This window comes from Bradyrhizobium sp. (assembly GCF_049581145.1).
GTDB lineage: Bacteria > Pseudomonadota > Alphaproteobacteria > Rhizobiales > Xanthobacteraceae > Bradyrhizobium.
This window is the reverse complement of record NZ_JBAURI010000524.1, coordinates 1-4,875: the sequence shown is the minus strand read 5'-3', so window position 1 is coordinate 4,875 and position 4,875 is coordinate 1. Positions and strand designations below refer to the sequence as shown.

Genomic DNA, 4,875 nt, shown 5'->3' with positions numbered 1-4,875 from the left:
GACGGCAGGTTTCATGGAAGCCATCGTCTAACCCGCACAGTGGTTGGCGCGTCCGCCCAAGCCTGCGGTCGCATGGCATTAAGTCGCACAACCGGCTGCCGCGGAAGGGGGTTCAGGCATCATCGGGACAATCGCCCGATCAATTTCGGGCGAAACGCCATTTCGGCCTCCGCCGGGCGGGTTCACCCTCGCGCAAGCCATGTTCTTCCCGACTTCTTCCCGACAGAGAAATGTCATGACGCTCCGCAGCATATTTCCGGTCGCCGCCGTCGCCGTTCTGTGCTCTGCCGCCTCGCCCGCGTTCGCCGGTGACGGCGGCACTGAAACCCAACCAGCCATCTCGATTGCGATCGCGGAGCTGGATTACAGCGACACGTCCGGCGAGGCGAACGACCAGACGGCGGCGCATCGGCGGCGGCTGGACGCGTTCGGCGACGCGCTGCGGCGAGATCTCGCCGCGAGCGGCCGATTTCGCGTCGAGCCTCTGTCCTGCGGCACTGCGCCCTGTTCGTCGGCCTCCGCCCTCCTCGCGATCCAGCAGGCGGCGCGTGAAGCGGGCGCAAAACTCGTCGTCATCGGCGGCATCCACAAGATGAGCACGCTGGTTCAATGGGGCAAGTTCCAGATCGTCGATGAGGATTCGGGCCGGATTGTGCTGGACCGTCTCGTGACGTTTCGCGGCGACAGCGACGAGGCCTGGAGCCGGGCCGAGGCGTTCGTCGCCGGCGAAATCCTCGAGCTCCCAGCCAAGCCCGGCGTCGCGGGGACGCCGCCGATCAGGCTCGCGGTGTTCGAATTCGAGCTGGAGGACTTCAGCGGCGGCGCCGGCATCATTCCCGAAAGCCCCGACGACATCGAGCAGTTGAAGCGCGCCACCGAAACCGCGCGCCGGCTGATCACGCAGTCAGGAGCCTACACGCTGGTCGATCCCTCAGGCGCCACTGCGGACCCTGTCAAGCAACACGCCTTGCGGCAATGCGACGGCTGCGACGCCGCGATCGCGCTGAAGCTCGGCGCCGACCAATCCCTGGTCGGTATCGTGACGCGGATCTCGCGCACCGACTATGCGGTGAGCTACCGTCTTCGCGACGCTCACAGCGGCGCCGTCATCGCGGTCGCGCAGACCGACCTTCGCATCGGGGCAAACTATTCCTGGGACCGCGGCGCGGCCTGGCTGATCAGGCACAGGCTGCTGGAGAAGGCCGCGCAGGAGTGAAGGCCTTCGTCGGGCTCGATCGACAGGGCCAGCGGATCGAAGCGTTGGAGTACAAATTTCAGGAGCTCCTCCGAATACCAGGCAACGGCGGGGCTATCGCATATGACTCTTCCAGGAGCCGGCCGGACCCGACGCCCTTGCGCTGGGCCCGGCACGGCCGGCGGCGGGCTACTTCGGCGACTGGGCAGAAGGATTGAATAGTTTTTGGCCGTTCACCTGATATCCTCCGATCGCCTGCTGCCCCTCGGACGACACCAGCCAATCTGCGAACAGCTTTGCAGCGGCCAGCTTTGCGCCCGCATGCTTCTGAGGATTTAATTCGATCACGTCGTATCGATTGAGCAGACGGGGGTCGCCCTCTATGGCAACGACCAACGATCCCTTGTTGTTGAAGCTGAGCCAAGTGCCACGGTCGGATAACGTATATGCATCCATCGCACTGGCGGCGTTGAGTGCTTGACCCATGCCGCCGCCGATGTCGCGATACCATTTCTCCTTATTGAGCGCATCCGGGGTCTGGCCGGCGATCCTCCAAAGTCGTAGCTCGGCCGCGTTCGTGCCGCTGTTGTCGCCGCGCGATATGAAGGGCGCTTGCAAAGCGGCAATCGCCCTCAATGCAGCAACAGCGTCGCTGCCGCCCTTGACATGAGCCGGATCGGCGGCCGGCCCGACGATAATAAAATCATTCCATGCGATCTGTCGGCGTGTTGAGCCGTGGCCTTCATCCATGAATTGCTGTTCGGCATCCGGGTCGTGAACCAGCAAAAGATCGGCATCGCCTCTCCGCGCAGTGTCCAGAGCCTTGCCCGTGCCCTGCGCGACGACGTTGACCCTGATGCCAGTCCTGGCCGTGAACTGAGGGAGAATGATCGGCAATAACCCGGATGCTTCGACGGACGTCGTCGAGGCCAGCACGATCGATCGCTCTTCGGCAGAACTCGAATTAATGGCAGCCAGCACTGCGACCAGGGCCAGAACGTTCCGAAACTTCATCATACTTCATCACTCCCTGCAGTTCGCGCCGGTCCTGCCAATGCAAAGACGGTCGCGCTCACCGAAATGCTGATCCCGACCAGCACTGCGCCAAGAGCCAGAGCCAACGATAAGTCGCCTTGGCTCGTTTGAAGTGCAATGGCCGTGGTCATCGTTCTCGTCAAGCCGCGAATGTTGCCGCCGACCAGGATCACCGCGCCGACCTCCGAAACGGTGCGCCCGAAGCCCGCCAAAACGGCCGTCACCAGGTCTGCCCGAACGATCATCAGAATTTGCGGAATAGCCTGCAATCGCGTCGCGCCGTCGCTAGTCAGTTCATCGCCGTAACGCGCCCATGCCCTCTCGCCGGCGCGATGCACGAGCGCGGCGATGATCGGGATGGCGACGATACCCTGCGCGATCACCATGGCCGTTGGCGTGAAGAGCAGCCCGAGAAAGCCCAGTGGCCCGGAGTGGGAAAGCGCGAGATATAGAACGAGGCCTACAACGACCGGCGGTAGTCCAAAAAACGCATTGATCAGAACGACGATCAGGCGCCGCCCTCGAAAAGAGAAAATTGCAAGCGCGGTCCCGATCGGCAAGCTGACAGCTGTCGCGGCGAGCGTCGCTGCAAGGCTGACACTGATCGAAAGTCCGACAATCCCCGGGAAATCGCGCATTTGTCGATGGTCCGCTGCGGCATCGGCAGCACGTCTAGAGCGTTTTGCTATGACGTCAAATCGGAAAACTCTCCAGTCCACGGCGTCACTGGCGCATGATGGCTCCTGGTCGAATCGGTGCGCCCAGCGGTCGCTCGACCTCTCCCCTGCGAGGCCTCAAGGGCAGGGTAAGATCACCGCACCTGATGCGCGACCGGCGTCGCGGGCGGCGGAGGCTGTGAAGATGGACTGCATCCAGCCTGTGCTTCGGGTTTCGAACTTCGGCACGGTGGCGATCGGCCAACCCGGTTCAGATCACAGCCTGCTACAAACTCTTCCGATGCGCTTCACTTGCCCTCCCCTGGAGGGCCCCGTTGGGAGAGGTGAACTCCGTTCGCCGCCGCAGCTCGGGATGAGGTCAGAGAGTGTGAAAAACTGTTTGGGCCGCCGGACAGAAAATGGCGCTGCCCTGAGTTCCGAGACGCCACTGGCCAGCAAAATCCGGCCGACCCGGTTGCCATTCTGGCGATGCGTGGTCCATCATCGGCGATGGATTCGATCCAGCGCCTGCCCGCCTCGCTCACGCCGCTTGATATTGCGCTCGCGGCGTTGCTTCGCGGGCTCGAGCCCTCGACGGTCATTGAGCTCCCGCTGGGAGAAGCGGTCGGCTGCGTCGCGGCCGAGCTGCCGCCGCCGGCGGCGTATCCGCCGCACGATATCGCCGTGGTCGACGGCTGGGCATTGCGCGCCCGCGATCTGGTCGGCGCTTCCTCGTACACACCGCTGGCGCTGAGCATCCCGCCGCCCTGGGTCGAGGCGGGCGATCGAATCCCAAAAGGCTGCGACTGCGTGCTGGACGCCGATGCTGTCGACCAAACCGGTCCGATCATCCAGGTGCTGGCGGAAGCGATCCCGGGACAGGGCGTGCGCCGGATCGGGGGCGACCTGGCAGACGGCTTCGCTGTAACGGCCGGCTTGTGCTTTCGCCCGCTCGACCTGTTGGTCGCGGCGGCCGCCGGTTTGGAAAACATCAAAGTCCGCCGGCCGCGGCTCCGTCTGATCAATATTCCCGCGGCGGCTCGCAAGGCAACGACGGCGCCGCTCATTCGGGAATGCGCACGCGCCACTGGCACCGAAGTCGTGTTCGTCGAGGCCGCCTCACGTGACATGACGTCCATCGCCAAAACGCTCGATGCGACGGCTTGCGATCTGCTGATCACCATCGGAGGCTCCGGCGTGGGCCGCACCGATGCGACCATCGCCGCGCTGGCGCAACATGGCGAGGTGTTGGCGCACGGCATCGCACTGCAGCCCGGACGGACGTCGGCGATCGGCAGGATCGGCAACACGCCCGTCATTGCGCTGCCGGGGGGTGTGGATCTGGCCTTGGGAGCGTGGTGGGCATTGGCGCTGCCGACATTGGATCGATTGTCGGGGCGGCAACCGCGGCGAACAAAAACCCTGCCGCTGGCGCGCAAGATCGCCTCCAGCGTCGGTATCGCCGAAATCGCGGTGCTTTCCCGAAGGGACGACGGCTGGGTTCCGCTGGCGGTCGGCGAGCTCTCTTTCGCGGCCATTGTCGGCGCCGATGCGTGGCTGATGGTGCCCGGCGGCAGCGAGGGATTTGCTGCGGGAGCGCCGGTCGCTGCCTATATGTTGCGGGAGTGAGACGGTTCTCGACCTGCCCAAGCGCCATGACCAAGGCGCCATGACCAAGGCATCATGACCAACGCACCCTTGCCAAAGACCGGCGACAGCGTCGATCAGGATCAGTTCCTGACCATCCTGTCGCGCGAGGAAGCGCTCGAGCGCTTCGAAGCAGCCTTGTTTCCGCGGGAACTGCCCGGCGAGCCGCGCACGCTTGCCGACGTGCTCGGCTGTGCCCTATTGGAGGATGTGATCGCGCCGATCGACGTGCCGCCGTTCGATCGCTCCAATGTCGACGGCTTCGCGGTGCGTTCGGCCGACCTTGCGTCCGCCACGGAAGCCGCGCCGGCGCGCATGATTCTGAACGACGAAGTCATTGCC

General features: G+C 64.4%; 4 protein-coding genes and 1 pseudogene. 3 read left to right on the top strand and 2 right to left on the bottom strand.

Translation table 11 applies throughout. The annotated features are described in order from the left end of the window. Window positions 1–235: 235 nt before the first annotated feature. Entirely contained in the window at window positions 236–1,216 is a 981-nt protein-coding gene (locus WCB02_RS17100; protein WP_423959756.1) for a DUF2380 domain-containing protein, read from the top strand. A gap of 168 nt (window positions 1,217–1,384) precedes the next feature. On the opposite strand, the gene WCB02_RS17095 is transcribed toward WCB02_RS17100, so the two are convergent. Together WCB02_RS17095 and WCB02_RS17090 are read right to left on the bottom strand one after the other, a co-directional pair. Further along, window positions 1,385–2,212: a substrate-binding domain-containing protein gene (locus WCB02_RS17095; protein WP_423959755.1), complete on the bottom strand. Its 828-nt coding sequence runs from the start codon at window positions 2,210–2,212 to the stop codon at window positions 1,385–1,387. Next, the gene (locus WCB02_RS17090; RefSeq protein WP_423959753.1) at window positions 2,209–2,868 is read right to left on the bottom strand and encodes an ABC transporter permease; all 660 of its coding nucleotides are present in this window, start codon (window positions 2,866–2,868) and stop codon (window positions 2,209–2,211) included. Before WCB02_RS17090 ends, WCB02_RS17095 begins: the two co-directional genes overlap by 4 nt. Window positions 2,869–3,396: 528 nt before the next feature. On the opposite strand from WCB02_RS17090, the gene WCB02_RS17085 reads away from it, so the two are divergent. Together WCB02_RS17085 and WCB02_RS17080 are read left to right on the top strand one after the other, a co-directional pair. Then, window positions 3,397–4,515 (top strand): molybdopterin-binding protein, encoded by a 1,119-nt coding sequence (locus tag WCB02_RS17085; protein ID WP_423959751.1) that lies wholly within the window; start codon window positions 3,397–3,399, stop codon window positions 4,513–4,515. 54 nt (window positions 4,516–4,569) lie between these two features. Continuing rightward, window positions 4,570–4,875 (top strand): annotated as a pseudogene (locus tag WCB02_RS17080) (molybdopterin biosynthesis protein); the annotation flags it as partial.